A 23,833-nucleotide genomic window follows, 5' to 3' on the forward strand; every position below is an offset into this window, starting at 1 on the left:
GTGCCGGCCCCCGCGCCCGGGCCCGGCGCCGGCCCCGGGCCCGCGCCGGCAGCTGGTGTGGGCCGGCCCGCCCCGGGGGGTGCCGGGCGCGGGGTGCCGGCGCCCCCGCGCGGCCGGGGCGGCCGGATTTCGGTCGTGGGATTCGCGGCCGGCGATAGAAAGCGTCGCGCATTCCCTATTCCGGCTCCGATTCGGTCGAGGAATTCGCCGAATACCAGCAATTCGCGGCGGTGCAATTCACGGAAACCGAGCTATGCTTTTCATGTACCCGGAAAACGGAGGGCGGGAAAACCGCCCGAACGGGCCGCACGAAACCGGGCCCGGAATGCGAATTCGGTACGGCAATGAATCGCGAATCCGACGACGGGATTTCCGCGCCCGTTTCACACCGGAGGTGACCATCGCCATGAACGACCCGCGCGCCCGACTCCGGGCGCCCGACCTGCCGACACCCGCGCAGCCCTACGCGTCGACCGAGCGCTACCGCAAGCACCACAACGACCTGCGCGGGCTGCTCAACGACTGGTGCTACACCCACACCGCCGGCCACCTCGGCTCACGCGAACACCGCCGGCGCCCCGAGGTCCTCGCGTTCAGCAAGGCGTTCGACGCCCTCACGGACCGGACGCCGGGAACCTGGCGCGACATGCCCGGCGAGCACACGCGACTCGCCGACACCGCACGGGCGTTGATCGCCGCGACGGGCCCGGACGACGAACACGACGGCGGCAACGGCCGGGGCGTGCTCCGCCGGATCGCCCACGTGTCCGCCCGGATCGCCGAGGGCCTGCGCGCCGACCGCGCCTGACCCTCCCGCACCACACCCCGGGTGTGCCCGGGCCGCCCACACCCCGCGCGCTGCGCCGCGCGGGCGGCACCGGGGCACACCCCGCAACCCGGCAACTTCGCATCTGCACATCACCCCACCCGCCGGGCCGGCGGTCGAGCACCCCTGCCCGAACACCCGGAGGCAACCCGCCATGACCAACCCCGACCCCGCCCCGTCCCCGCCCGATCCGGCGCCGGGATCCCGGGCGGTGACCGACCGGCTCGGCGTCACCCCGCGCGAGTTGTACCGGCGTCACCGCGACGCGCCCGGGGCCCTGTTCGAACTGGCCGACCTGGTCATCGACGCCGCACGGGAGGTCGACCGGTGCACGGCCGACCTGGTGCGCGTGGCCCGGGGCGTGGGGGAGTCGGTGACGCGCAGCGCGGACCGGATCCTCGACGGTCGCCGGTTCGACACCGGGATCCTCCAGTACTCCGCCACGCACCTGGACTTGGCCGCCGGCCGGCACGCGCTGGTCACCGCGCACCTGACCACCCTGATCGACGCCTACGCCCGGGCCGTGAACGAGCCCGCCCCCGACCCGCCCACCCCCGCCCGGGGTTCGTGAACCCCGCCCACACACCGGAGGAGTCATGGATTCGAGGAAACCGCTGCGGGTCGGCGACCGGGTCCGCGTGAGGTTGCCCTGGTCCGAGGTCTGCCTGCACATGCGGGTTGCCGACCGCGAGATGGACGTCGAGGTCCTCGCCGACGGCATGGCCCAACTCCGCACCCTCGACGGCGCCCTGTTCTCGGCCCCGATCACCTGGGGCGAGGCCGGCGTCTACCGCGACCGCGACGGCCGCCCGTACCTGTAACCCGCCCACCCCGACGCGGGGTTCGTGACCCCGCCCGTCACCCGATTCCCGCCCCCCGGGGCCGCGTTGCGGCGGCCCCGGGCCCACCCGGCCCCACATACCGCGCCACCCCTGCCGAGGAGGTTTCGTGTTCACCCACCCGATCCCGCTCCCGACCCCGCCGGCCCCGATCCCCGCGCCGCCGCCCGGTTCCGTCGACGAGCGCGCCGAGGTCACGGTGACCCCGGCGTGGTTGGCCGGCGACGACACGAACGACGCGGTGTTCAAGGCCGCCCGGGCGGCGGGGTGGCCGACCGCGATCGACGACATGGGCAACGGCCACGCCCGCTCGACCTCCGGCCGGGTGTATCTCGGGTTCCTGCCGGAGGAACTCCCCGAGGAGTTGCACCCGTTCACGCCGCTCGACCTCGACGGGCCCGGGCACGAGATCCGGGGGATCTGGACGATCGACGGCCGCCCCTACGGCGACCTCGCGTGGACGATGTCGTTCAACGACGCCCGGGGGATCATCAGCGGGATCCACGTGCCGCAGGAGATCGTCGCCGCCGCCGTCACCGAACTGGCCGCGCCCGGACACCAGGAGCCGGACTGGCTCGCGGACCCCGGTGATCACGACACGGTCTGGGCGGTCCTGCGCGCGGCGGGCTGGTCGATCGACCACGCCGCCGACGACGACATCACCGCCCACGCGCCCGACCGCACGGCCCGACTGCTCCACAAACCGTCGTACCACACCGACGAGTACAGCGTGCGGCCCCACGCCGGCGGTTGGACGCTGACGGCCGGGCCCAGCGCTGCCCCGAACTGCCCGGGGCGGTGGGAGGCGGAGTTCTCCGGCCGCACCCCGGCCGGTGTGATCACCGCCGTGATGCGGGTGATGACCGGCCCCGGACTGCCCCGCCACCCGGAGGACGTGCCCGCCCACGCCCGCCGCTGACCCCGCAAGGCCCGGGGCCGCCCCGTGGGCACTGTGCCCGGCTGGCCCCGGGACCCCGGTCCCGCCGGGACGAACCACACGGACAGCACTCCACCAACCGCACGCATCGAACCCGACGAATCCACGGGAGTCACTCGTGACGAACCACGACACCGCAGACCGCATGCCGACCGACCTTCCGCCGTTCACCCTGATCCAGCGCGTCGAGACGGTGACCGTCACCCGCGAGGGCCTGTGCAGCCTGCGGATGAGGCCCCTCGTACTCGACGACGCGTTCGAATCGCGCGAGGGCGACGTGTTCGTCGGCGTGATCGAGCACCCGCCCACCCCCACCACGTCGGCCCAGCTCACCTGGATCGTGTTCACCCTCGCGCCCCCCGACGCCACCGACCCCCGCCTGCGCATGCGCCACCGGGCCCGGTTCGACGCCGGCACCCCGGAGCCCGCCGACCTGATCCGCCGGGTCGCCGCCTGCATGGCCGAACCGTTCTGACCCCACCCCACCCCACCCCCGGGGCGTCCACACCGCACGCCCCGGGGCCCGCAACCACCCCGCCACCACCGGAGGTTCCCCGATGTCACACACCAGCCCGCCCACCGTGCCCCTCGGTACCCGCATGGTGGCCGCCGCCCTCCACGGGGCCACGCCCGACACCCTGCGCACCCCGCACCCCGCACACGACCCCGCAAGTCAGGTGATCGTGTTGATCGTCGCCTGCGCCGACGACGTCGACACCGCCGACCGCGAGCGCACGCGGGCCCTCGACACCACGCTCACCACCCTCGCCACCGCCTACATCTTCGACGCCGCCCCCCACCGCGCGTTGCACCCGCACACCCCCACCACCGACCCGGCCGTCGCCGACGCGGTCCTGCGCGACGACGCCGACCACCTCGCGAGCCTCCTGGCCATCCACAACGCCACGTCCCCCGGCGCCGACGCCACGCCCGGCCGCGACCCCGACCCGGACATGCTCGCCGCCTGGCGCGCGCGCACCGACAACCCCCTCGGCACCGCCATGACCCTCCAGCGCCTGGACACCCACCCCGTTTTGCTCGGCGCGATCGACCCGCCGGGCGGCACCGATCCGATGGCCGGCCTGCGCCGGCTGATCGCCCGCGACGCCGCGACCCTGGACGACCTCGACACCACCGTGCGCCGGCACATGCGCGACACCGCCTGGTCCCTGTCGGCCCACGCCGACACCACCGGCCTCATCCAGCCGCCGCTCCTGCACACCGACACCGCCGGCGCCGTGCGACACCTGCACGCCATCGGCCGCCTCGACCGCCTCCTGCAGACGTACACCCACGCCCGCACCCACCTGCGCAACCGGCCGCCCACCACCTGACCCGACCCCGCACGCCCGGGCCGCCACAGCGGATGCGCCCGGCCCGGGCGCCCCACCCCAACCCATCACACCCGTCCGGAGGTTCCCGTGACCATCCGCCCCGACCGGCCCGCCGCTCGGCCGACGCCCAAGCCCGCACCGCCCCGGCCCCAGCCCGTCGCGTCGACGATGCCGCTGGGCACCCGCATGGTCCACGACGCGCTCGGCGACGGGACCACCGACCACGCCGCCACCGCCCGCGACCTGTTGCCCACCTCCGCCGGCACCGGTGCGATCGCCGGCCTGGCCACCCTGATCATCCACACCGCCGACACGCTCGACTTCCTCGACACCGAGCTGCGGTCGAACATCGCCTCGGCCGCCGCGCGACTCGCCGCCGCCCCCGCCCTGTTGGACCGCAACATCCCTCTGGACCGGCACTACGGCGGCGACGTGGCCCTGACCGCCGCCCGCCGCCAGGACACCGCCGGGCACCTGCGCCGCCTGATCACCGTCTACCGGCGCGCCACCCAGCCCGACCCCACCGACCCCGCCGGCTGACCCTCGCCCCGCGCGCCCGGGCCGCAACGGCGGCGTCCGGCCCGGGCACCCCACCCGATTCGCCCACACCCGCCGGAGGTTCATCGTGAACACCCGCCCCGACCCGCGCCCGCCGACACCCCACTCGTCGCAGGCGCCCCTGGGCACCCGCATGGTTCGTGACGCCCTCGGCGCGGGGTTCACCCGCCCCGGCCGTTCGTCCGGCACCGACGCGATCGCGGGCCCGCCGCGACTGATCGCCGAGATCATCCGCGCCGCCGAGATTCTCGACCGCCTCGACATCGCCGAGCGGCACCTGCGCTCCCGCACCACCCGAGCCCACCGCCCCTTGGACCCGTACGGCTACGTCACGGCCAGGCGCGAAGCCCACGACGCTGGCGTCGCCGCCGCCCGCCGCGAGGACGCCGCCACGCACCTGCGCCGCCTGCTCACCGTGTACCGGCGCGCCACCGGGCCCGACCCCACCGACCCCGCGACCTGACCCCAGGCTCGCGCGCCCGGGCCGCCGCGACGCTTCGCCCGGGCCGGGCACACCACCCACTCATCGAAGGGAATCCATCGTGCACACCGACGCACACGCCCACCTCGACGACCCGGACAGCCGGGTCTCCGTGAGGCCGTACCTGGCCGGGATCGGCGAGGACACCGTCGGCCCGATCGCCCGCCTCCTGCAGGACGCGGGCTGGACGGTCACCGACGACGACCTCTGCAACGTGACCTGGTTCTCCCCGGACGGCCTGGCTCGGGTCCGGTTCCAGCCCGAGGACCGGGACTACCACTACGCCGGCAACCTGTGGCGGATCACCGTCGGCGACGGCGCGTTCGGGCTCGCGTGGCAGGCCACGTTCCCCGACACCGTGCCCTACGAGCTGATCAAGGCGTTCGTCCGCGCCATGATCGACCCGTCCGGCCTGGTACGCCACCCCCGCGAACTGCCTCGCCGCGCACTGGCGAGCGTGTGGGACCCGCGTCCCCTCGGCACGGAACACCCGTACACCGCCGCCCGCGCCCACTTCGACGACCCCGACAGCCGCGTCACCGTGAAGCCGTACCTGGCCGGCATCGGCCACGACGGCGTCGACCCCGTTTTCGACATGTTGGAGGCGGCCGGTTGGACGACGGTGGCCGACCACCCGGGCAACATCACCTCGCACGGCCCGGACGGCCTGGCCCGGGTCCGGTTCCAGCCCGAGGACCCCGACTACCACTACGCCGACAACCTGTGGGTGGTCACCATCGGCGACGGCATCTACGCGCCCGCCTGGCGGGTCACCTTCCCTGACACCGTGCCCTACGAGCTGATCGGGGCGTTCGTCCGCGCCATGAACGACCCCGCCGGCCTGGAGCGTCACCCGGGCGAACTGCCCGACCGCCACCCCGGCGCACTGCCCAACCGCCACCACGCGGTCCGCCCCACCCGCACCTGACCCACCACCCCCACCGCCCGCCCTTCACCGGCCGGCTACCACGCACGACCCCGGCGCCCGCCCCGCCCTGCCGCAACGACCGGGCGGGCGCCGGCCCCCGGGCCCGTGACCACACCGGGACACCCCCACCCCCGCCCACCGTCGACACCCCCTGCCCACAACCCGCCCCACCCACGACCGGAGGCACCCCATGCCCCGCCCTCTTCCCCGCGGCACCCGCGCTGTGGCCCGCGCACTCCACGGGGTCACGCCCGACGACCTGCGCACCCCCGATCCCGCACCGGAGCCGGCCGCTCAACTGATCGCGTTGATCGTGGCCGCCGCCGACACCGTCGACCACCTCGAGACCGGACGTGCCCCCGTCACCCACACCGCGACGACACGGTCGATCCTCCGTGAGGTGTCCGACGCCCCGCTCCACCCGGCGTTGCGGGACTCGCTCACCGACGCGCGCGTGGTCGACGCGCGCCTGCACGACGCCGCCGGCCACCTCGACCGTCTGCTGGCCGCCCACAACGCCACACCCCTGGGCGGGATCGCCCGACCCGAGCGCGAACCCGACCTCACCGTGCTCGGCCACTGGCTGGCGGATTCCATGGCCTCGGCCATGGCCATCGACATCGTCGGTCACCACCCCGCCGTCATCGCGACGATCGGTACCGCCCGCGACCACGACCCGATGGCCGAACTGCGCCGCGTGGTCGTCAGGGAAGCCGCCCTTCTCGACGGCCTCGACCGCTTGCTCCACGCGTATCCGCGCGACCGGGCCCGGGACTTCACGACCCACGACCCGATGCGGGAGGCGGCCGACATGCCCCCGTTCGCCATCACCGGCGCCCGCCACCTGGACGCCGCCGCGCGCTTCCGCGCCCTCTTGGACGCCTACGCCCGGGCCCGCACCCACCTGCGCGGCCGGCCCGGCGGCTGAGCCACTCCCACCCCGAGAGCGAGGCCCCACGCCCCGCCCGATCGCCGACCACCCGCCCACCGGAGGCTCCGATGAACGGCAGAACACCGACACCCCCGCCCGCCACCGACCCCAAGCCCGGCACCCGCGCCGTCCCGGACCGCCTCGACGCCGGCCCGGGCGTGTTCCACGACCGGCACGCCGACCCGGGCGATGCCCTGCACGGCCCGGCCGTGCCCGTCGACACCGTCGCCACCGACGTCGACCGCGATACCGCGCGCCCGACCGCCACCGCCCCGAAGCCCACCGCCGCCGCACCGGGCCCGCGCCGCCGCCGGGGGACCGGCCCCGGGCCGTGCCCGTGCGCGTGCAACCACGGCGGGTTCTGCGGGGGCTGCGGCCACGCCGGCTGCGGCGGCCGATAGACCCCGCCCCGCACCCCGACCAGCCTCCGTCCCGACCGGCCCCGACGGCTGTGCCGCGCCCGCCATCGTCGCGGGCGCGGCCACCGAAACCAACCGACCGCGCCCCGTATCCGAGGAGGAGTCATGGGCATGCTGCCCACCCGGTTCAGCCACAACAGCCCCGGCCTGTACAACCCCACCGCACCCCTGAACGAGCCCGCCCGGGTCGCGACGATCGCCCGCGCGTTGTGGGCCGCGCCCGGCGCCGGGACGTTCCACGTGCCGGTCGCCCCGGCATCGCGGGGGCAGGCGTCGATGAGCGTGCACCCGGTCGTCGTGTTCTGCGCCGGCCCGGTCGTGGGCCTGAGCGTGCACCCGCGCACCGAACTGGACGCCCCCCGGCTCGGGGACCCGCTCGCCCACGTGACGTTGCACGGGAGCGCCGTGCTCCCCGAGGTCGCCGTCCCCGTCGTGCGCGCGATCACGGCCCACGCCCCCGAGAGCCCGGGCACCACAACAGCCGCCGGCTGGGACGTTGCAGCGCTCGTCGGGGAGACCAACGCCCGCCCCTCCGAGCCCGGGATCGCCGCCGATCCGACGAACTTCCACGGACCCGCCCACGTGAGGGTCGCGGGCCGTGACATCCACGTGAGCCGGCCCATGTTCGACAGTCGCGCCGTCCTGACCCCCCTCGGCGCGTGGACCTACCCGGCGCTGGCGGCGGTCGTCGAGGCGATGGCCCAGCCCGCGCTCGGCACGCCGACGCGACGACTGCACGAGGCGTACGCGCCGGTGATCGCCGCGCTCACCGCCGCCGGGCACGTCGCCCGCGTCGCCCTCGACGACGAGTACCCCGTGATCCTCGTGGTCCTGCCGGACGGTTCCCGCCTGCACATCGCCGACACCGACCACGACGACGAACTCCCCGACCACCTCCAGGAGGTCGGGACGTGGACGGCGATGCACCACCGCTGGGACGACCCGCCCACCGACTACCTCCCCGAGGACGTCGTCCGCGTCCCGCGCACCGGACCCGCCGACGACGCCCACATGGTCGAGGCCGTCACCGCCTACGTCCGGGCGATGCGCGAGTTCTGCTACCGCCGCCCGCCCACCACCTAGCCGCCGGTGCGACGGCGGGGCGAACACACCACACCCGCCCCGCCGTTCCACCACCCCCACCTCATACCGACCCACACCCGAGAGGACGAACCCGTGACCCACGACCCCACACCCCCAACCCCCGCCGTCGACCCGACCGAGACCACCACCCGGGCCGATGCCCCCGCCCCGGCCGTCGAGCCCGAGGCGCGCCCGTCCCTGACGCTCGTCCGGCGCGAGCGCGCCCGCGTCCACGTCACCTCGCCGCTGCTCACCGCCCCGCTGGTCCCGTACACCGTGCTCGGCGTGCGGCGCGGCGAGGACAGGACGATCGTCGCCGCCCTCGAGGGGCGATACCGCGACATCGACATCACCCTCACCCCCCAGAGCCGGCACACCACGGCGTTCGTCGACAGGGTCTGGAACGTCGACACCCGCGAGGCCATGCGCTTCGTCCGCGACCGACTCGCGGGCATCCGGCCCGACCACGACAGCGCGGCCCACCTCGTCGCCGAACACGAATACGTCAAGGTTCTCGCCGACGGCATCGACTACGTCCACGTCCCGTTCACCGTCGTCGGCCTGCGCCTGCCCGACGACACCGCCCTCGTGCTGGGCGCCTTCGAAGGCGAACCCGTCGACATCGAACTCGCCTGCCTGTCCGACGGATGCGTGCCCTACGCCGACCCGGTATGGGCCATCGACGCCGACCACGCCCTCAGCCGCGCCGGTAACACCCCCGGCCGCGCGAAGCCGACCCGCTGGTGGAGCGTCTACGGCACGTGCAACGACGACTGCGAAGTGACGTTCCACGCCGCCGTCCCGTGCGAGCCCACCCTCGACGTCCGCCACGACATCCCCGGATTCGGCGAGCACACCTTCGCCCACGAGGACACCGTCCGCGCCACCGGCCCGGAACGCGCCGTCCGCATCGCCACCGAACGCTTCAACGCCGGCATGCGCGACTGACCACCACCCGAACGACCAACACCCCCAAGGGAGTCACCCATGACAACCACGGCACCACCCACCCCCTCCACCGGACCCCGAGGACAGACCGAACCGGCCGACCGCTGGACCCGCCCGACGTTCGCGGCCCTGCCCGAACACCGCCGCGCGGCCGTGACCGCCGCCGCCGGCGCCCTGTGGCGCGCCGGCACCCACACCCCCGCCAAGGCATGGGACGCGGCCCTGAGCGCGGACCGGCGCACCCACCTCGACGCGCCCGACGAGGACGACTACGCCACCGTGTGCACCCCGGTCACGGGCGGCAAGACCCACACCGCCCAACCCCGCGAACCCGAACACGAATACCAGGCCGTGTATCCGCTGTGCCGCACCATGGACCGCAACCAGCGGCTCACCCAGTACCGGATCACCACCGGCGAACTCACCTGCCGCACCTGCATCGGGTACCACGAAGGACGCGCCGCCGCCCGCGCACGCCGCGCCGACGCCGCCCCCTGCACCTGCTGCCACGACACCGCGACCTAACCCGCATCCGGGCCCGCCACACGTGACGCGGCGGGCCCGGACGGCCCGATTCCCACCCGACACCTCGAACGCGGAAGGAACCCAGACATGCATACACCCGATCACCGGACGCACGACGACGAGCACCCCCACGTGAACCACGCCCGCGCTCTGATCGACTCCGCTGGCGTCGACGAGCACCACGTTCGACGCGAACACCACCGCGCGACATGGTCGAACCTGTGTGAAGGCATCGCCCACGCGGCCCGCGAACGCGACTACGACCAGAGCCGCGTCCAGTTCCCCGACGAGGAGATCCACCTGGAGAACGGACACACGCCCTACATCCGCGTCCGCCAAGACGTTTGGGAGCTGCGCTACTTCCCGCCCTCTGCCGTGGAGATCCACGAGAGCGGCCACGGACACCGCGACGGATTCTCCCTCCACGACGACCTCGACGTGCCCCTCGACGCCCTGGCCTCGATCACCACGAACGACCTGCGCGGGTTTCTCGGAGCATGGATCGCAGCCTGCCCTCGCGGCACGCCGTCACTCGATTCCCATGCCGAAGTACTGAGTGATCTGCGCGGATCCATGGACGACGGCTACGACCAGGACCGAGTGAACAAGGTCCTGGGACGTCTGAACGAAACCTTCGGGACCCGTCTCGTGTGTCTGTGGGACTACGTGGATCCCTTCGGATTCGGCGGCGATTCGAACTTCTACCTGGAAGACACCCGAGGCCGGCTCCGCGAACTCGTCGGAGACCTGTGGGGGTGGCTCAAGCACCCCGTGGACGCCCCCCCAGGCACCGCAATCGCCGGGCCGACCCGCCGACTGGGAAGGAGACGTCGTCACCGACATCGGCCCGATCGCAGCCGCCGACGCCCACCTCAACCGCGCGCGACGAGACCTCCGCAGCGCCTAGCCATCGTCCGAACACCCCACCAGAACAAGGAGTCCGACATGGACGACGAGCACTACGCCACCCTCACCGTCGTCGACTGCTCCCCGAACACCGCCCCCGAACTCGGCGACCGTCTTCGCGACGCGGGATTCCTGACCGAGGCCGAGCGCTACCGCACCGACCCCGACGCGCCGGAGCAGCCCCCGTCCCCGGCGAGGTCCTGACGGCCTACGGCATCGACGCCGACGGCTTCCAGGACGTCCTCGACGAACTCGCCGCGCTCGACCAGCGTTTCGCGTGCCGGGCGCGGACCGAGGGCGAACGGGGCGAACCCGGGACCCTGTTCGTCCGCCTGCCGGGACGAATGTGGCGAGGCCCGTGCAACCGGGCCGCCACCCCTCTTGTCGACGCCGATACGGCCGCCGCCATCGTCGCCGAACCCGACCCCCACACCCGTGCGCGACTCCTCGAGATTGCCACCGGCCACCGCATACGCGCCGCGCTCGCACACCTGGAACACGTGCACGACCTGGAGGCGATCGCGACGGAGGTCGGCATCTCCGAATCGGACCTGGACGCCGCCGTGCACGAGTTGTTTGCGGAACAGGCCGCCCAGGTCAACAACGGGGGACGCCCGGCCCAACTCCTCCTGTTGAACGAGAGTTGTCGCGACCAGGACGCCTTCCGGGACCTTCTTCGAGACCTGGGGTCCTGACCCGGACACGCGACCGCCCCGTACCCGGCCGAACCGGCACGCCACGGCGCCACCCACTTGAGCACCGCCACATCGAGCGGCCCGCACCGGCCGGAAGCCCCTGACAGGGCGCCGATCCCGCACCGCACCGCACATCAGGCACCGCACGCAGCCAGCCCGACGCAGGCGCCCACGATCAGGAACGGCCCGAACGGCACCCCCGCACCCCGCCGACCGACCACCACCGCGACCACAACCCACACAGCGGCCAGGACGAACGCCGCACCCGCGCCGACAACCAGGCACGCCCACCCTGCCCACCCCAACCCGGCACCGACGACCACGGCCAATTTGACGTCACCCATGCCCATCCCGCCCACAGCCGCCATCGCCAGGTGCACCGCACCCAAGACAAGCCCCGCCGTCACGGCCCGCGCAAACGCCCCCGGCCGGCCCTGGGCCGCGGCAACTCCCGCCAGGAGCACGACCAACCCCGCGCCCGCCACCAGCACGAGCCGGTCCGGGAGCCTCCGCACGCAGACGTCGACCAGGGCCGAGGCGACGGCGAACGGCACCAACCACCACCACACCACCGCCGTCCACACCGGAGTCGCCACCGCCGGCGCGCCGACGAACCCCAACCCCGTTACCACCTCCGCCACCCACGGCCCCGCACCCACCCGCACCCCGCACCACCGACACCGCCCCCACACCGACAACGGCCGCACCACACCCCCCGCCCCGACCACCACCCCGCCACACCCCACACACACCCGCCCCGGCGGCGAACCCGCAGCCACCGCATACCGGAACACGACCACCCGCACGAGGGACCCCACACCGAACCCGACGACGAACAACACCACCCAACCCGCCACCGCCATCCGACCCCCTTCCGTCACGTCGCGCCCTCGACGACCCCCGGGTCCTCTTCCGCTCGCTGCGGATGCGGAGTAGCGTTCCCGGCCCCGATCTTGGAGGTCCCGTGTGGATCATCCGTGAATAGACGAACGACGACGGCGTCACCTGCCGGGCCGTGATGAGCGAAGAGGCCGCCGCCCGCCCCGACGAGGAACACCGTGCCACCCACCGCCGCCTGCAACCCCGCCTCCAAGCCCCACCCGATCCCGCGCTCGAACCCGTCAACCGCCTGCTGAACACCAACCTGGACGCGTTCGTCCTCGAACGCCTCGAAAACCTCCACACCCCCGGCCGACACGTCGGCATCAACGACCTCCTCCCGGGCCTGCTGCGCCCGGACATCGACCCGCAGCTGCTCGCGACGATCGACCGGCTCCTCGACCACGAGATCGAGGCCCTCGCCGACCGGATCCGCCGCGGTACACCGCGATAGACCCGTCGGCGGGCCACCGGCCCCCTCCTCCGAGGGTCCGCGCGACGCACAAGAGCGGCCCCGAAACCGCACGAGACGATTCCGGGGCCGCTCCCATGTCATCCCCCGCAGGGCACAGCCCGCACACCACGCCGCGAGACGAATGTGTGGACCCCACGGAGGGCACCCGCCCACCCCCGCACACGATTCACCCGGACAACACCCCACACACTCGGGATCCGCAAGCCGTTCCCGATCGCCGCGGGCGCACGCCGGGAGCGATGTCGAGGGGTGATGAGGCTCACCGGTTTTCCCCATACCAGCTCAATCTCGTTCCCCAGCTGGCCAGCCGTAGGACGACCGGGGCCGCCCGCTTCTTGAGGGTGGGAGCCTGTCCGCCGAAGCACTCATCGAGGACGCCATGGCGCCAAACCCCGCCACGCGACCCGGCGCGACCGCCCATCCGGCCTGATCGCCGAGGTGCTTCGACCCCCTCCGGATGCGATCCACGCCGAACGACCGCGCTCGCGCGAGCCCCGGTGCAAGGATGCGGACCATGGACGACGACCAGCGAAGCGCACTGCACGAAAAGATCGACGCGGAACTGTCCTACCTGATGGGGGCGATGCACGGGATCTCCGACCGCTACCGCGAACTCGGCTCCGGCACCGGCCGAGGCTTCGGCATCAACGCCGCGTACCGTCAGAACAACCTCAACAGCGGCGAACCCCTGGCCCGATGGGCGACGGAACTCGCTACCGAAGCCGCCGAGATCGCCGACCGCTGCTCGGCGATCGACGCCAAACGGGCCCTGCTGAAGCCGACCGGAGATCCCGGCTGACGGAAGCGTCGGCCGGCCCGCCCGGGTACCGCCCCCACCCGGTGCTGCGGAAGTCCCTGTGGTCCTGGCCCGGATGGCCCGCCAGCACGTGAGCGCGGTGCTCGCCGCGGCGCGGGACGGCTACGGCGCCGCCCGCGTCGACCTGCGCGACGCCGTACCCGTGCACGCCCTGGGCGGGGTGCTGCGGATGTACGAGTACGAGGGGTCGCGTGCCGCCGCGATGGAGCGCGCGATGGGCCTGGTGGAGCGGGCGTTGGCCGGCGAGCGGTGGCACGGTCGGCCGCGCCGCCCGACCCGCCCGACCGTGATCATCGGCAGGTGATCGACGGGGTGTTGTGGCGGTTGCGCACCGGTGCGCCGTGGCGGGACGTTCCCGCGCGGTACGGACCCTGGCAGACGGTGCACGAGCGGTTCGTGCGGTGGGAGGCGGACGGGACGTGGGCCGCGCTGCTGGAGCATGTGCGGGTGCGGGAGGACGCGGTCGGTCGGGTCGACTGGTCGGTGTCGGTGGATTCCACGGTCGTCCGCGCGCACCAACACGCGGCCGGGGCACGTAAAAGGGGGTTGCGGACGGGGACGAACCTGGCGGCGTGGAGCGTGCGGCGGCGGGCCCGACGCATGCGGCTCGCGAGGGACTCGGCCGTTCCCGGGGCGGGTTGACGACGAAGCTGTATCTCGCGGTGGGCGGGCGGGGGCTGCCGTTGTCGATCGTGGGGCGGCCGCCGAACGTGCCGCGTGGGTCCGTCAGCCGCCATTGGGGGGATCAGGCCCGGCGTCGCGTCCGTGACCAGCCGCCGCAACGTCGTCGTGCACCGCCTCCAACCCGCCCACCTGCAGGTCTCGGCGGAAGTCGGCGTCCCGGCGCAGGTTGTCGGCGATCCACGCCAGCAGGTCGACGCCGGTGCGGGTCTGGAGCCCGGCGGTCACGTGCAGGGAGGGGTGGCCCTACACGAGGTCGGCGATCGGTGTCTGGGGCGGGGGTTCGGGGACGGCGACGTCGCGGTGCAGGGGCGCGATGCGGGTGGGGCCGTACAGGCGCCACCGCTTGGAGCCGTCGAGTTGGACAACTACGGTGTCGTGATCGTCCCAATAGATCCCGAATCCCTCCACCGCAGTCCAGGAGGCGTACGCGTTGATCTGGACGCCGGTGCGGACGAAACGCTCCAGGTCCTGGGCGAATTCGCCGAGCGGGTGGTGGAGTTCGCCGACGGCGTCCAGGACGAGCGTGGCGCCGGCGGCAAGGCGTTCGTGCAGGTGGGCGGGTTGGAGGCGGTGCACGACGACATTGCGGCGGCTGGTCACGGACGCGACGCCGGGCCTGATCCCCCCAACGGCGGCTGACGGACCCACGCGGCACGTTCGGCGGCCGCCGCGTCTCGCGGCGACCGCCCCGGTACGGGCCGCGCCCTTCCTCGATGATCCGGCTATGACACGTCGTGTGCGTTCCCTGGACGATCCGATGTCGCTTGAACCCGCAGGCTCACGGCGAGTCGGCTTGGACGACCTACTGACCATGTGGGCCGTCCCGAGACCCTCGGATGCGGGGGACGGTGTAGCGGCTGCCTTGTTTCACGGGGCTGCTCTCATCAGCGCCGTCGAGACGGCCTGGCGCCGGATCCGGCATCACCATCCGGACGTGCCGGAGATCGCGGCGACCACTGGGGCCACCGGCCCGGCCGGGGACGCGACCGCGTGCGCGGTGATGCGCACTGGCCGGCGCTTCGTCTTTGGGGATTCGGGACAGCACACCCTCGAACTTCTCGTCACGGCGGACACCCTCGGTTGCGGCGGTCGAAGGTCTGCTTCACCGGGCCGCCCACGGTCTGGCTGCGGTGCGCGGGATCAAGGACACCAGCTCTGCGGGGCGCTACCACAACCGGCGATTCGTCGAACTCGCGCGAGAGGTCGGCCTGACCCCGCCCGAGCATCCCCGGTCGGTCACGGGCTTCGAGCAGTGCCGACTACGACCCGAGACCGACTCCTCGACATGGGCCTCGGTGATCACCGCGCTGGACGCGGCGGCCGCAGTCGGCCTTCCGGCCACCGTGCGCCGAGAGCGCTCCGGCCCCGCCGGGGCCACTCGCTTCCTGGTCGTGTGTGCGTGCCCCACACCCCGCCGACTCCAGATCTCCCCTCGCCAGTTCGACGTGGCCGGCCTGATCTGCGCCGCGTGCACGGCTACGTTCCGACCGGCCGCGACGTACGCGGACGCGGATCCGGACCACACTTGACGGCCGGACCTCCCTGCTCGGGCACGGCCGCCCATGGCCCATCCTGTCCCCGCAAGATCAATACCAGCGCTAACGGCCGTCCGCAGGTTCCTCGACGACCGAGTAGGACGCCGTGGGCTTCGCGGAATCCCGCGCCCCGTCAGCGGCGCACGGCCATGATCGCCGCCGCAAGAACCTCATGGGCGCTCCGCTGAAACGCCTGTGCGATCCCGCGTCGAGCACGCCGCCGAGATCTGGCTCGCGCCGCCTCTGCGCCGTGCCGATGTTCCGTGGCGGCTTCTCAGCTACCGCGGTGGACGCAGAAGAGCTGGTTCTCGGTGGCGTTGGGGTCTCGGTAGGAGGCGATGGCGGGCCCTTCCAGGCTCATATGGTCGGGCAGCCTGGCTGGGGGGTTCCAGTTGGTGCCGTTGAAGCGGCACCAGTACAGTCTCGGGTCGTTTGTCATGCTGCGGTACACGCAGTACAGATGGTTGTTGTGGGCGGCCAGGGCCGGCCCCTCCTGGCTCGCATGGCCGGGCAGCGTGGTGTCGGTGCTCCAGTTGGTGCCGTCGAAGCGGGTCCACCACAAGGCCTGGCTGTAGCCGCTGGCGCGGTGCACGCAGTACAGATGGTTGTTGTAGACGGCCAGGGCTGGGTTGGAGGCGGTCTCGTGCGCGGGGAGCAGCTTATCGGCGTCCCAGCTGGTGCCGTTGAAGCGGGTTTGCCACAACCTGTTGTTCTTGCTGTCCTTGTAGACGCAGTACAGCATGCCCCGGAAGCTCGCCAGGGCCGGGGCATGCGTGGTCGCGCCGCTCATCCGAGTGTCGGTGCTCCAGCTGGTGCCGTTGAAGCGGGTCCACCACAGGTACTGGTCGTTGCCGGCGCCGCGGTGCACGCAGTACAGATGGTTGTTGTAGACGGCCAGGCCCGGACCCGTGCTGCTCATGTGGCCGGGCAAGGCGGTGTCGGTACTCCAGCCCTTACTGCGGTCGGGGTCGGGGTCGTAGACGGTCCACCAGAGCTTGCTGTCCTGGTTCCCGCGGTGCACGCAGTACAGCTTGCCGTTGTACTCCGCCAGCGCAGGAGTGGACGCGGACAGATGGCCGGGGAACTTCTCGTCCTGGCTCCACTCGTGGGAGTCGTTCATGACCGTCCACCACAGCGAGGTGTCCGACTTGGGCGCCAGCGAGAGGGGGATGAGCATCAGAGGGGCCACCCAGGGCGAGACCAGCCGGCAGCCGTACTGCGAGCCGATCGCCTGGATGATGGCGGCGCGGATCTTCATGGTGAACTCGATCAGCGGGCCGAGCGGACTGGGCAGAGCCCCGAGGATTTCCCCCAGCCCGTCCATGATCTCGGCGAAGCCTTTGGCAGCCTCGGCGTTGAGGACGATCTCGAAGCCCCACCATTTCGGGACGGGGTACACCTCCCATCCGTTGACCTTCAGCTTCCTCTCGGCCTGGCGAGCGGCGTTCTGCCTGGCCATGGGGAGCTGACCGATCTGCTCCTCGAATTCCTTGCGGGCCGTGTCCAAATACTCCCGGGAGATGCGTTGCGCCTCCTGGTGGGAGACGGCGTACGGCACGGCCTGCCAAGCGGCGAGGGCCTCGGTCTCGGCTCGGGTCAGAGCCTGGCTGGTGCTTTCCTCGGACAAGCGATCACATCCTGTGAGTGAAGGATCCGCCGCGAAGCTCATCAGCAACCCTGAGTATCCGGCCTTGCCCCACCCAACGGCAAGAGCGCGCACCTGACCGCAAGCTGCCGCCCGAACGCCCCGACCGTCCCACCGCATCCCCGAAGGAGCCCTTCGTGGCCGACGACCACGCACGCATCACCGAGGTCCTCGCCGACCGGTCGATGCGGCACTAGATCACGCCCTCACGATCCCTCGCGGTTCAACGGTGGCCCCGGAACACGCCAACATCCGGGGCCACTTCAAGGCGTCCGCCACACACAGACGCTTCACCAGCTGGGGCCGGCGCAGGCCGATATGGTGGAGCCGCACAACAACGTCACGGCCACGCAAGAGGCGGAACCCGGGCCTGGTTGGTGGTGGGTTCAGGGGATCCAGCGGTCGATGAGGTGGTCGTAGAGGGGGACGGCGGCCTGGGCGTGGGCAGCGCGTTTGGTGCCGTCGTCGCGGCGGCGGACGTACAGCAGTGTGGTGGCGACGTTCTGGTGGTCGGCGTATTCGCGGATCTCGTCCAGGTCGACGCCGTCGTCGTGCATGTGGGTGAGGCGGCAGGCGCGCAGCACGTGCGGGGTCAGGTCGCGTCCGGGCAGGACGCCGGCACGTTTGCCGAGGCGGGTGAGCAACCGGTCGACGTCGAATCGGTCGAGCCGTCTGCCCTCGGCGTCGAGCAGCAGCGGGCCGTGGGTGCGGCCGTCCAAGACGACGTCGAACAGGGTGAGCACGCGGGGCGGCAGCGGGAAGTCGGTGACCTTGTCGCCCTTGCGGCGCAGGCGCAACACCTTTCCGCCGTTCCGGTATTGGAGGGCGTGGACGTCGGCCTCGCAGGTTTCGCTGACGCGACCGGCGAGGGTGTAGACGAGGGTGCCGATCAATGCCTCGCGGGCGTCCTCTGTGCGGCGAATGACCTGCTGGAGTTCCGGTTTCTCCAGGATCGGGGTGTCGCTGCTGTGGTCGGACCCACCGCTGCTCCCGGCCCTCCCCCGGACGGTGATACGGCGGCTCAACTGGCTTTCGTGGCCCGCGAATCAGGATTGACGGCCTGGTTGGGGCGGGTGTAAACCTTTCTTTGCCATCGGATGACCCGCCGTTCCTTCGAACGAGCGGGTTTTCCGTTTCTCGTAGGGGTGGGGAATCACTGCATGTCACGTTTCAACGTGAAGAGCGTCGTCGCTCTCGGCATTGCCGGCAGCGCCGTCATGGCCGGTTTCGTGGGTGCGACGGGGACGGCTTCGGCGGCCGGCGGGATCACGATCACGCCGTCCACCGCGACGACCCTGCCGGGCGGTCCGCTCGTCAAGCTCGTCATCACGACGTCTGCGCCCGTGGAGGTCGACTTCGAGGGCACCGGTTCCGGGACCTTCGGCTGGTCCATGTACGGACAATGCGAGTGGGGCGAGAGCACGCGCAAGACGACGTGTGCGCCGGGCCCGGACGGAAAGGTCGTCATTCCGGTCGGCACGGAGGAGGGCCAGGAAGGCCAGAAGGTCACCTTCATCGCGAAGGCGGTCAAGGGTGATGCCAAGGCCACCGCCGAACTGACCTACGGAAAGCCGGTCGTCCAGGCGGACCTGCGGGTCGAGAACCCCGCATCGTTCAAGTACCTCAACCCGGGTGGCGAATTCGGCGACGATTTCGCGATCATGTACTGGGACGGCCACAACAAGCGGGCCGATGCCACGGTCACCGTGACCGGGGTCAAGGGGTTCAAGTTCACCAAGGCACCCGAGGATTGTCGCCTGGACGGTGCCGGGCTGGTGATCACCTGCTCCAGGACCGGCGTCAAGGGCGGTGGGCCGAGTTGGCTGACCGGCTTCAAGGGCACCATCTCCGGCAACGAGCAGATCCTCGAGACCCGGATCACCGGCCCGCTGCCCGACAGCGAACCGGAGGACAACGTCCAACGCACCGTGTACTCCTACCGTGTCGACCCGGCCGTGCCGAACACCAAGCCCACCGAGGTCAAGCCGACGGGCAAGCCCGCCACGACCCCGCCCACCCTGACCAAGCCGACCAAGCGCCCCGAACTCGCCGAGACCGGCGCGGACGACATCAACACCATGGTGATCGGCGGGGCCGCCGCCGCGCTCGTGGTGGTCGGCGCCGGCGGGATAGTCCTCGCCCGCAAGCGCCGCGGAACGCACCAGGCCTAACCGAAGACACCTCACGACACGCAACCGCCGCCGGGGCCACGCCCCGGCGGCGGTTCCGGCTTGTGGCGGGTCGCGGTCTGCCGCCTGCCCCCGCCGCCTGGTCCGGGGATGTCGCGGATCCACCGCTCGTCGACGACGAGGTGCAGGGATGCGTCTGCCAACTCCTGCTCGCTGCCGAGGCCGGGAGGCTGGTGGACAGGTCCGCTCGCGGGACCGTCGTGTTCGGCCCGTTCCTCCTGGGCGCGACGGTGCCCCGGCAGCCGACGTGTCGACTTCTCCAGCGCACCGGACGCCGGCGAAACTTGCGCCTACCTGGAAGCATCTTGCGGCTGGAGGCAAGTTCGTGTCGCGGAATGTCGAGTCCGGGGTCGACGTTCCGGGGCCCGGTCGGTCTTGAATGACCTGCTCGGTGCGGCCGTGGACGCTCGCCAAGCCCCGCAACCCCCAGCTCGTGATCTCTCGGAACGCGCATGACGCGGGGTGCTTGCTTCCGCCGGGGGTTGCCGTTCACGATGCGGTGAACCGGTGAGGAGGTGACGATGGCCTGGGTGCCCAGGACACGATGGTTGATCGGGGACGTTCGACGGGAAGCGGCGCGGGAGCTGCGTGCCGCGTACGACCGCGGCGCGTCGATCCGCGAGATCGCAACCGAGGCGGGACTGTCCTACACCGCGACGCATCGCCTCCTGCGCGAGGCGGGCACGCCCCTGCGGGCCCGAGGCCCCAGACCCGGTGGGCCATCCTCTGAGAGATGAGGTTTCCGCCCCCAGCTGTCGTTGCGTGCGGGGCCTGGTCGACGGCGCGTCGACCAGGCCCCACACGGGTGCCTTCGGAGTGGGCGGTGCCCGGGTTCAGTTGCGGGTGGCGGCGCGCAGGAGGTCGGCGGCTTGGCGGGCGAGTCGGTCCAGGGTCGCGGGGGGCAGGGTGACGTTGTCGGCGAGGGGTGTGACGACGATGCCGGCGAGGTTGGGTCCCACGCGGATCAGGATCGAGTCGACGGTTTTGGGCCCATCATGTTCGACGATGACGCGTATGCCGAGGCTCTCGTCCCCGAGGGCGGGGGCGGGGAGTGTGCTGAAGCGGGCGGTGGTGCCCTGGTAGGGCATGGGGATTCCGGTGCAACCGGCGAGCATGGCGCGGGTTTTGGCCACCTGGAGCGCGGCGCTGTTGCCGTCGTACACCTGCACGGAGGCGGCCAGCCGCAGCCCGTTGACGCTCTCGAATTCCCGTCGTGCGCCCAGGGCGATGGTGATCGCACCGGCCGGTGCGCCCGCGATGGCGCGGTCGCATCCCGTGTCGCCGCTGCTGCCCGAGTAGGGTCCGGAGGCGGGTTTGGACCCGGTGTCGGTGAGGGCGCCGCCGCTCCATCCGGGGCCGACGTCGTCCGCCGTCAATACCGCGCGCCGGGCCTGCTCCTGCGTGAGCGGGCCCGGCGCAGCGGGAGGCGGGGGAGTGGCGCGGTTGTGGTCCATGGTGGATTCGACGCCGGCGCGTCCCTCCATCGCGGTGACGACGGCGATGCGCCCGTCGGGGCTGCGGAGTTTGACGCGGAAGGACTCGGGGAGTTGCTCGGCGGTCATGGCGGCCAGGAGTGCGGGGTTGTTCGCGTTCTGCGCGCGGAACAGCTCCCACGCCTGCTGCCGGTTCTCGTAGTAGACGTGCTGGACCTGGGGCATGGCCTTGAGCGCGTCGGCGATCTCCTGGAGCTGTGCGCTGGTGACCGGGCCGTCGTAACAGCCGCCCTTGGGTACTGCGGCCCGGCACAGGAACACCGCCAGGTCCGCTTTGTCCGCCCAGTAGTCGACGCCCGGCGGCGGCAGCTTGCTCTCGCCGGCCTCGGTCGCCTCGTTGTCGTCCGGCGCGGCGGAGCCGGCCGGTGCGGAGGATTTGACGGCGGCGTGCTTCGGGGAGGGTTTGTCGTTCCCGCCGGAACACCCCGCGACTGCCGTGATCGCCAAGAGCGCGGCCGCGCACCCGATGGTGATCCTGCCCGCGTGTGATGCGTGAAGTGTCGTCATGTTCATCCCCCGGTCGTGAACGTGCCTGGTACCGAGCGTAGTTGGCGTGTCCCTCATCGGATATGACCGATCCCGGGAGCCGGCGCCGTCGACGCGGGGCGGCAGCCGCCGGGTGTGTTGCGGGGGCGAAGACGAACTACCTGGGGGCGCAAGTCCTGCGGTCGCTCGCAACAGATCCTGAACGTTCGTCGGCCCGGCTTCACGGAATTGGCGGTTCGCCTTCGACCGACCGGATCGGCCAGTACGGTGGCACAAAAGAGGACGCCCCCCACGGACGTCCACACTCCCGCCCCGGGCGCAGGATTACGAACCGCCGAAATCGATTGTTCGCGTCCTGTCGACGCGCGACCATCCTCGGATGGACGTGGATCGGACGTTGGTGCGGGTGGTGCAGACCTGTCACGGTTTTCCGTCGCAGTGGGACGCCTGGACGGCGTCGGGACGGTACCTGTATCTCCGATACCGGCACGGGGAGGGCAGTGTCGAATGGCATCGTGGCTCGGACGCATCGGACGACACGCCCGAGACGTGGGACGAGGGTCTGTCGGGGCTCCTGATCGAATGGGACGACGGCACCGACGGCGGTGAGATCGACCTGGAGGACTTCCTCGCGGCAGCCGGCCTGGTACTCGCGCCGGATGCCGCGGTCCACTGAACTCGCGTACAACCGATCGTCGGAACCGGACGCCGGGTGCGGCCCCGGGTGATGACAGCGCCAAGGGGCCCGGCAACACGCTGCTCGGGCGCCGCAATGCCGGACGTTGTCGCAACAACCCGTGCACCCGCCCACGTTCGCGGCCCCGCGCGACGACAGCTACGCCTGTGTCCCGCCGATGCGGGAGTCGACGTCCCGCTTGTTCAGGTGGCGCGGACGAGGTCGAGGAGTTCGGGAACGCCTTCGACGGTGCGGTGAAGGGCGAAGGCGGGGGCGAGTTCGCGGACGAGGGCCACGCATCGGGGCGCGCCGATGCGGCGGGCGAGGGTGAGGGCCTCGGTGGCGGCGGCCGCGGCGCGGTCGATCTGCCCCTCTCGCACGCAGGCCTGCGCACGGTAGGTGAGGAACACGCCGCGGGTCTTGTCGCGGGGGCGTTGCAGGGTGTCGAGGCCTTCGTCGATGAGGTGGAGCGCCTGGAGGTGGTCGCCGAGGTCGAGGAGGCATTGTCCGGAGTCGACGGCCAGGTCGGCCTCGCCCATCCAGGAGCACCAGGCGGGCGCCGGATCGGGGCGCGTGGCGGCGAGTTCGTGTTCGCTGCAGGCCAAGGCCCGCCGACACGCCCGGGCTTCGCGCAGGGCGGCGTGCGCGCGGGCCTTGCGCAGGTGCAGAAGGGAGCGCGCGGCGGGGTGACCGGTTCGGGTCAGGGCGTGCTCGAGGATGCCGACGGCGGATTTCGGGTCGCCGGTCCACGTGGCCTGGTAGGCGAGGTCGGACAGGATCCCGGCGCCCAGGTCGTGGTCGGCGCCGGCGTGGGCGCTGTGGAGCCCGGCGTGCCAGAACCTGCCGGCCACCGCGTGTTCGCCCTGGTCGAACCGGACCCACGCGATGGTCTGGGACAGGCTCGCGGCCAACAGGTGCAGCCGACGGCCGACCCGCGGGGTGTGGCCGGCATCGGTGATCAACGTCGTGACGGTCTCCAGATGCGCCTCGAGCAGGGCGGCGGTGTGTCGGGGTCGTACGGTGGCCAGCCCGCTCAGCTGCGCGGCGGTGGTCTCCAACCATTCGACGAACTCGGCGTCCACGGCGGCGCCGGGGCGTGATCCGGCGACAGCCGGCGGCTCCAGGACGGCCCACTGTGCGGCGAGCCCGGCCAGGGCCGTGCCGGTGTAGCCGAGGAGGGTGCGGCGTTTCATCGTCGTCTTCAACGCCTCTCTCAACGCGGTGACGGTGTGGTGTGCGCCCAGGGGCAACGGCGCCTGCAGGCCCGGCAACCAGTGCGGCCAGGCCAGGACGTCGACGTCGGCGGGGTCCACGCCGAGGGCCTCGGCGAGCAGGAGTTGGGATTCCGCGCAGGGCTCGACGCCGCTCTCCCACTTCCACACCCGCCCGCGCCGGGTGCCCGAACGCAGACCCCGCCGGGCCGCCGCGTCGCGGACCTCGCGGGCGAGGTCCTCCAGCGACCAGCCGCGTTCCGCCCGAACAAGGGACAACGGGTGACGAGGGGAACTGTCCACGCACCCATCACATCACCCCGCCGCGCCCTT

31 protein-coding genes are annotated in these 23,833 nt (G+C 72.2%); 24 read left to right on the forward strand and 7 right to left on the reverse strand.

Annotation, left to right across the window (positions count from 1 at the left end):
• Positions 1 to 406 precede the first annotated feature (406 nt).
• The 16 genes from ACFXKZ_RS48290 (at position 407) to ACFXKZ_RS48365 (ending at position 11,410) form a co-directional block, all read left to right on the forward strand.
• Positions 407 to 808, forward strand: a complete 402-nt coding sequence (locus tag ACFXKZ_RS48290; protein WP_380013405.1) for a hypothetical protein — start codon at positions 407 to 409, stop codon at positions 806 to 808.
• Positions 809 to 980: 172 nt separating this feature from the next.
• Positions 981 to 1,397, forward strand: a complete 417-nt coding sequence (locus tag ACFXKZ_RS48295; RefSeq protein ID WP_380013408.1) for a hypothetical protein — start codon at positions 981 to 983, stop codon at positions 1,395 to 1,397.
• A 25-nt stretch (positions 1,398 to 1,422) separates the two neighbouring features.
• Complete coding sequence (locus ACFXKZ_RS48300; RefSeq protein ID WP_380013411.1) at positions 1,423 to 1,647, forward strand: hypothetical protein; 225 nt, start codon at positions 1,423 to 1,425, stop codon at positions 1,645 to 1,647.
• A gap of 127 nt (positions 1,648 to 1,774) precedes the next feature.
• Complete coding sequence (locus tag ACFXKZ_RS48305; protein WP_380013414.1) at positions 1,775 to 2,584, forward strand: DUF317 domain-containing protein; 810 nt, start codon at positions 1,775 to 1,777, stop codon at positions 2,582 to 2,584.
• Between the two features lie 136 nt (positions 2,585 to 2,720).
• Complete coding sequence (locus ACFXKZ_RS48310) at positions 2,721 to 3,077, forward strand: hypothetical protein (protein WP_380013417.1); 357 nt, start codon at positions 2,721 to 2,723, stop codon at positions 3,075 to 3,077.
• An 82-nt stretch (positions 3,078 to 3,159) separates the two neighbouring features.
• On the forward strand, positions 3,160 to 3,936 hold the full coding sequence (locus ACFXKZ_RS48315; RefSeq protein ID WP_380013420.1) for a hypothetical protein: 777 nt from the start codon (positions 3,160 to 3,162) through the stop codon (positions 3,934 to 3,936).
• Positions 3,937 to 4,023: 87 nt separating this feature from the next.
• Positions 4,024 to 4,476 carry a hypothetical protein gene (locus ACFXKZ_RS48320; protein ID WP_380013423.1) on the forward strand — a complete coding sequence of 151 codons (453 nt, stop codon included), beginning with the start codon at positions 4,024 to 4,026 and terminating at the stop codon, positions 4,474 to 4,476.
• 85 nt (positions 4,477 to 4,561) lie between these two features.
• Positions 4,562 to 4,957, forward strand: coding sequence for a hypothetical protein (locus ACFXKZ_RS48325; protein WP_380013426.1), 396 nt, complete (start codon positions 4,562 to 4,564; stop codon positions 4,955 to 4,957).
• A 79-nt stretch (positions 4,958 to 5,036) separates the two neighbouring features.
• Positions 5,037 to 5,903, forward strand: coding sequence for a DUF317 domain-containing protein (locus ACFXKZ_RS48330; protein WP_380013429.1), 867 nt, complete (start codon positions 5,037 to 5,039; stop codon positions 5,901 to 5,903).
• Positions 5,904 to 6,093: 190 nt separating this feature from the next.
• Positions 6,094 to 6,831 (forward strand): hypothetical protein, encoded by a 738-nt coding sequence (locus tag ACFXKZ_RS48335; RefSeq protein WP_380013432.1) that lies wholly within the window; start codon positions 6,094 to 6,096, stop codon positions 6,829 to 6,831.
• A 71-nt stretch (positions 6,832 to 6,902) separates the two neighbouring features.
• Positions 6,903 to 7,235, forward strand: coding sequence for a hypothetical protein (locus ACFXKZ_RS48340; protein WP_380013435.1), 333 nt, complete (start codon positions 6,903 to 6,905; stop codon positions 7,233 to 7,235).
• Positions 7,236 to 7,358: 123 nt separating this feature from the next.
• Positions 7,359 to 8,336: a hypothetical protein gene (locus tag ACFXKZ_RS48345; protein WP_380013438.1), complete on the forward strand. Its 978-nt coding sequence runs from the start codon at positions 7,359 to 7,361 to the stop codon at positions 8,334 to 8,336.
• 93 nt (positions 8,337 to 8,429) lie between these two features.
• On the forward strand, positions 8,430 to 9,284 hold the full coding sequence (locus ACFXKZ_RS48350; protein ID WP_380013441.1) for a hypothetical protein: 855 nt from the start codon (positions 8,430 to 8,432) through the stop codon (positions 9,282 to 9,284).
• Positions 9,285 to 9,323: 39 nt separating this feature from the next.
• Entirely contained in the window at positions 9,324 to 9,809 is a 486-nt protein-coding gene (locus ACFXKZ_RS48355; protein ID WP_380013444.1) for a hypothetical protein, read from the forward strand.
• A gap of 87 nt (positions 9,810 to 9,896) precedes the next feature.
• Positions 9,897 to 10,919, forward strand: coding sequence for a hypothetical protein (locus ACFXKZ_RS48360; RefSeq protein WP_380013447.1), 1,023 nt, complete (start codon positions 9,897 to 9,899; stop codon positions 10,917 to 10,919).
• A gap of 140 nt (positions 10,920 to 11,059) precedes the next feature.
• Positions 11,060 to 11,410, forward strand: coding sequence for a hypothetical protein (locus ACFXKZ_RS48365; protein ID WP_380013450.1), 351 nt, complete (start codon positions 11,060 to 11,062; stop codon positions 11,408 to 11,410).
• A gap of 134 nt (positions 11,411 to 11,544) precedes the next feature.
• Here the strand turns inward: ACFXKZ_RS48365 and ACFXKZ_RS48370 are convergent, their stop codons facing one another.
• Positions 11,545 to 12,051, reverse strand: coding sequence for a prepilin peptidase (locus ACFXKZ_RS48370; RefSeq protein WP_380013453.1), 507 nt, complete (start codon positions 12,049 to 12,051; stop codon positions 11,545 to 11,547).
• 377 nt (positions 12,052 to 12,428) lie between these two features.
• Here ACFXKZ_RS48370 and ACFXKZ_RS48375 point away from each other — a divergent pair, with 377 nt between their 5' ends.
• The 4 genes from ACFXKZ_RS48375 (at position 12,429) to ACFXKZ_RS48390 (ending at position 14,223) form a co-directional block, all read left to right on the forward strand.
• Positions 12,429 to 12,743, forward strand: a complete 315-nt coding sequence (locus ACFXKZ_RS48375) for a hypothetical protein (protein WP_380013456.1) — start codon at positions 12,429 to 12,431, stop codon at positions 12,741 to 12,743.
• Between the two features lie 535 nt (positions 12,744 to 13,278).
• Positions 13,279 to 13,563, forward strand: a complete 285-nt coding sequence (locus ACFXKZ_RS48380) for a hypothetical protein (protein WP_380013459.1) — start codon at positions 13,279 to 13,281, stop codon at positions 13,561 to 13,563.
• A 73-nt stretch (positions 13,564 to 13,636) separates the two neighbouring features.
• Complete coding sequence (locus ACFXKZ_RS48385) at positions 13,637 to 13,885, forward strand: hypothetical protein (protein ID WP_380013462.1); 249 nt, start codon at positions 13,637 to 13,639, stop codon at positions 13,883 to 13,885.
• Positions 13,882 to 14,223, forward strand: a complete 342-nt coding sequence (locus ACFXKZ_RS48390; protein ID WP_380013465.1) for a transposase — start codon at positions 13,882 to 13,884, stop codon at positions 14,221 to 14,223. Before ACFXKZ_RS48385 ends, ACFXKZ_RS48390 begins: the two co-directional genes overlap by 4 nt.
• 84 nt (positions 14,224 to 14,307) lie before the next feature.
• On the opposite strand, the gene ACFXKZ_RS48395 is transcribed toward ACFXKZ_RS48390, so the two are convergent.
• Both ACFXKZ_RS48395 and ACFXKZ_RS48400 read right to left on the reverse strand, forming a co-directional pair.
• Complete coding sequence (locus ACFXKZ_RS48395; protein WP_380013468.1) at positions 14,308 to 14,490, reverse strand: hypothetical protein; 183 nt, start codon at positions 14,488 to 14,490, stop codon at positions 14,308 to 14,310.
• 18 nt (positions 14,491 to 14,508) lie between these two features.
• On the reverse strand, positions 14,509 to 14,865 hold the full coding sequence (locus ACFXKZ_RS48400; RefSeq protein ID WP_380013471.1) for a JmjC domain-containing protein: 357 nt from the start codon (positions 14,863 to 14,865) through the stop codon (positions 14,509 to 14,511).
• A gap of 530 nt (positions 14,866 to 15,395) precedes the next feature.
• Here ACFXKZ_RS48400 and ACFXKZ_RS48405 point away from each other — a divergent pair.
• Entirely contained in the window at positions 15,396 to 15,794 is a 399-nt protein-coding gene (locus ACFXKZ_RS48405) for a hypothetical protein (RefSeq protein WP_380013474.1), read from the forward strand.
• Positions 15,795 to 16,074: 280 nt separating this feature from the next.
• Here ACFXKZ_RS48405 and ACFXKZ_RS48410 read toward each other — a convergent pair whose 3' ends face one another.
• Positions 16,075 to 17,427 (reverse strand): hypothetical protein, encoded by a 1,353-nt coding sequence (locus tag ACFXKZ_RS48410; protein WP_380013477.1) that lies wholly within the window; start codon positions 17,425 to 17,427, stop codon positions 16,075 to 16,077.
• A gap of 404 nt (positions 17,428 to 17,831) precedes the next feature.
• Entirely contained in the window at positions 17,832 to 18,470 is a 639-nt protein-coding gene (locus tag ACFXKZ_RS48415; RefSeq protein ID WP_380013480.1) for a tyrosine-type recombinase/integrase, read from the reverse strand.
• Positions 18,471 to 18,605: 135 nt separating this feature from the next.
• On the opposite strand from ACFXKZ_RS48415, the gene ACFXKZ_RS48420 reads away from it, so the two are divergent.
• Both ACFXKZ_RS48420 and ACFXKZ_RS48425 read left to right on the forward strand, forming a co-directional pair.
• On the forward strand, positions 18,606 to 19,616 hold the full coding sequence (locus tag ACFXKZ_RS48420) for an LAETG motif-containing sortase-dependent surface protein (RefSeq protein ID WP_380013483.1): 1,011 nt from the start codon (positions 18,606 to 18,608) through the stop codon (positions 19,614 to 19,616).
• A 539-nt stretch (positions 19,617 to 20,155) separates the two neighbouring features.
• A complete protein-coding gene (locus ACFXKZ_RS48425; RefSeq protein WP_380013486.1) occupies positions 20,156 to 20,371 on the forward strand; it encodes a helix-turn-helix domain-containing protein in 216 nt (71 codons plus the stop codon).
• 96 nt (positions 20,372 to 20,467) lie between these two features.
• Here ACFXKZ_RS48425 and ACFXKZ_RS48430 read toward each other — a convergent pair whose 3' ends face one another.
• On the reverse strand, positions 20,468 to 21,634 hold the full coding sequence (locus ACFXKZ_RS48430; RefSeq protein ID WP_380013489.1) for a permease-like cell division protein FtsX: 1,167 nt from the start codon (positions 21,632 to 21,634) through the stop codon (positions 20,468 to 20,470).
• 358 nt (positions 21,635 to 21,992) lie between these two features.
• Between ACFXKZ_RS48430 and ACFXKZ_RS48435 the strand changes: the two genes are divergently transcribed.
• On the forward strand, positions 21,993 to 22,289 hold the full coding sequence (locus ACFXKZ_RS48435) for a hypothetical protein (protein ID WP_380013492.1): 297 nt from the start codon (positions 21,993 to 21,995) through the stop codon (positions 22,287 to 22,289).
• A gap of 203 nt (positions 22,290 to 22,492) precedes the next feature.
• Here ACFXKZ_RS48435 and ACFXKZ_RS48440 read toward each other — a convergent pair whose 3' ends face one another.
• Positions 22,493 to 23,803: a helix-turn-helix domain-containing protein gene (locus ACFXKZ_RS48440; protein WP_380013495.1), complete on the reverse strand. Its 1,311-nt coding sequence runs from the start codon at positions 23,801 to 23,803 to the stop codon at positions 22,493 to 22,495.
• Between the last annotated feature and the right edge of the window lie 30 nt (positions 23,804 to 23,833).

This window comes from Embleya sp. NPDC059237 (genome assembly GCF_042754105.1).
In the GTDB taxonomy this organism is placed as follows: domain Bacteria; phylum Actinomycetota; class Actinomycetes; order Streptomycetales; family Streptomycetaceae; genus Embleya.